The organism is Leucobacter soli (genome assembly GCF_042659205.1).
Classification (GTDB): domain Bacteria; phylum Actinomycetota; class Actinomycetes; order Actinomycetales; family Microbacteriaceae; genus Leucobacter; species Leucobacter soli.
Genome location: NZ_JBHSRW010000267.1, coordinates 1 through 2,876 on the forward strand (window position 1 = coordinate 1; position 2,876 = coordinate 2,876).

2 protein-coding genes are annotated in these 2,876 nt (G+C 70.5%); both read right to left on the reverse strand.

Annotation, left to right across the window (positions count from 1 at the left end; translation table 11 throughout):
* Nucleotides 1-82: 82 nt before the first annotated feature.
* Nucleotides 83-1,156, reverse strand: a complete 1,074-nt coding sequence (gene prfA, locus ACFPZL_RS11920) for a peptide chain release factor 1 (protein WP_218115894.1) — start codon at nt 1,154-1,156, stop codon at nt 83-85.
* A gap of 94 nt (nt 1,157-1,250) precedes the next feature.
* Nucleotides 1,251-2,876, reverse strand: a 1,626-nt coding sequence (gene rho, locus ACFPZL_RS11925) for a transcription termination factor Rho (protein WP_382335564.1), incomplete at its 5' end; no start/stop codon positions are given.

Consider the following 2,876-nt stretch of genomic DNA (forward strand, 5'->3'; position numbering starts at 1 on the left):
GCGCCGCGGCGCCGCGGCGCCCCGTGGCCGGCGCCGAACACGCCCGGCGTTCGGCCGCCGTCGTCGCCCGGCGCGGGCCCGGTTACTGGCCGAGCGCCTTCAGCCGGTCCTCCTCGTCCATCACGATGCAGGACTCGATCACGGGCCCCAGCGCGCCGTTCATCACCTGGTCGAGGTTGTAGGCCTTGTACCCGGTGCGGTGGTCGGCGATGCGGTTCTCGGGGAAGTTGTAGGTGCGGATGCGCTCCGAGCGGTCCATCGTGCGGATCTGGCTCGAACGGTGCGCCGAGGCCTCGGCGGCGGCCTCCTCCGCCTGCTTCGCGAGCAGCCGGGCCCGCAGCACGCGCATCGCGGCCTCGCGGTTCTGCAGCTGCGACTTCTCATTCTGCATCGCCACGACGATGCCGGTCGGCAGGTGCGTGATGCGCACCGCCGAGTCGGTCGTGTTGACCGACTGGCCTCCGGGGCCGCTCGAACGGTAGACGTCGATCTTGAGGTCGTTCTGACTGATCTCGACCTCTTCTGGCTCATCCACCTCGGGGTAGACGAGCACACCCGTCGTCGAGGTGTGGATGCGCCCCTGCGACTCGGTGACGGGCACGCGCTGCACGCGGTGCACACCGCCCTCGAACTTCAGGTGCGCCCAGACCCCCTGCGAGGGGTCGGAGGCGTTCGACTTGATCGCGATCTGCACGTTCTTGTAGCCGCCGAGGTCGCTCTCGTCCTTCTCGAGCATCTCGGTCTTCCAGCCCTTGGACTCCGCGTAGTGCAGGTACATGCGCAGCAGATCCGCCCCGAACAGCGCCGATTCGGCACCGCCCTCGCCGCCCTTGATCTCGAGGATCACGTCGCGGGCGTCGTCCGGATCGCGCGGGATCAGCAGACGGCGCACCTTCTCCTGCGCGTCCGCGAGCTGCGCCTCGAGTTCCGGGACCTCCTCGGCGAACGCCTCGTCCTCGCGAGCCAGCTCTCGGGCGGCCTCGAGATCGTCGCCGAGCTGCTTCCAGTGCTCGTACGCGACCTTGATCCTGCTGAGCTCGGCGTAGCGCCGGTTCACCCGCTTGGCGCGCGAGGCGTCCGCGTGCAGCGCGGGATCCGCGAGCTCGTCCTGGAGCTGCGCGTGCTCGGCGATCAGACCTTCGACCTGTTCGAACATGGTTCCTCCGAAAAGTGTTGCTCCCCCGTCATCCTGCGCGAAGTCGCAGGATGACGGGAAGGGTCCGTGGCGGTCGCAGAAAGGCGTTGGACCGCTAACCCTGGGAGCGCTGGGTCAGCGCCAGGAACTCGACGTTCGACGAGGTGCCCTCGATCTGCTTCAGCACGGACTCGAGCGCCTGCTCGCGGTCCGAGCCGGCGAGCGCGCGGCGCAGCGAGTTCATCACTCCGGCCTCGGACTCGCCGGTGAGCAGCTCCTCGCGACGAGTCGCGGAGGCCCGCAGGTCGACCGCGGGGAAGACCCGGCGATCGGCGGCCTCGCCGCTCAGGCGCAGCTGCGAGTTGGCGACGGCCTCGAGCTCGCCGAGCAGTGCCTCGTCGACGGTCGAACCCGGCTGGGCGGACGCGGTCGCGATGATCGTCAGCGAGCCGCCGTTCTCGATGTTGCGCGCCGCCGAGAGCAGCCGCTTCACCGGATGTATCGCCGTGGCATCGAGCTGCCCGGCCGGGACGCGGACGCCGGCGGGTGCGTGCGCGTTGTAGGCCCGGGCGAGGCCGGTCACGGAGTCGAGGAGCACGACCACGTCATGTCCGAGCTCGACGAGGCGCTTCGCGCGCTCGATGGCCAGCTCGGCGATCGTGACGTGGTCCTCGGGCGTGCGATCGAAGGTCGAGGCGATGACCTCGCCGTTGATCGTGCGCTGCAGCTCGGTGACCTCTTCGGGACGTTCGTCGATCAGCACCAGCATCAGGTGCGCATCGGGCTGGTTCGCCGAGACGGCGGCGGCGATCCGGCGCAGCGCGGTCGACTTGCCCGACTCGCGCGGGCCGACGACGAGGCCGCGCTGGCCCTTGCCGATCGGCGCGAACAGGTCGATGACGCGCTGGGTGGCGCCACCGCCCTCGGTCTCGAGGCGCAGCCGCTCCGACGGGTGCAGCGGCGTGAACGAAGCGAAATCGACGCGCTCCTGGTTCTCCTCCGCCGGGCGGGAGTTGATGGTGTCGACCCGCACGATCGCGTTGTACTTCTGGCGGCCGCCGCCCTCGCCTTCGCGCGGCTGGCGGATCGCACCGACCACGGAGTCGCCCTTGCGCAGGCCGTACTTCTTGACCTGGCCGAGCGAGACGTAGACGTCGTTCGTGCCGGGCAGGTAGCCGCTGGTGCGCACGAACGCGTAGTTGTCGAGCACGTCGAGGATGCCGGCGATGGGCAGCAGCACGTCGTCCTCGGTGATCTCGGGCTCGAGGTCGTCGCCCTGACCGCGGCGCTTGCGCTCGCGCTGACGGGTGCGGCTGGACCGCTGCTGGGCGTCACCGCCGCGCCCCTGCTTGTCGGCGCCGTTGCGGTTCTCGGAGCCGTTGCGGCCCGACTCCTTCTCGTCGCCCTCGTTCTCGGTCGACGCCTTCGCCTCGCCGTCGTTCGCGGCCTCGGCCGCCGGCTTCTTGCTCCGGTTCCGGCTGTTTCGCTTCTTCGGAGCGGCCTCGGCGGGCGCGCCCTCCTCGCCCGTCGCGTCGCCGGTCTTCGCCTCGTTCTTGGACTCGGGCTGCTCCTCGGCCTTGGCCTCGTTCTTGGCCTCGTTCTCGGCCTCGTTCTTGGTGTCGGCCTTCGCATCGGTTCCGGCGGCCGACTCCGACTTCTCCGCGGCAGTGCTCGCGGCACGGCGCGAACGGCCGCGCGACGCCTTGGGCGCCTCGGCCGGGGCAGCCGAGGCCGACGCGTC

What these genes read in the sequence shown, in the direction of transcription:
- prfA (WP_218115894.1), bottom strand. Translation starts at nt 1,156, where the DNA reads ATGTTCGAACAGGTCGAAGGTCTGATCGCCGAGCACGCGCAGCTCCAG.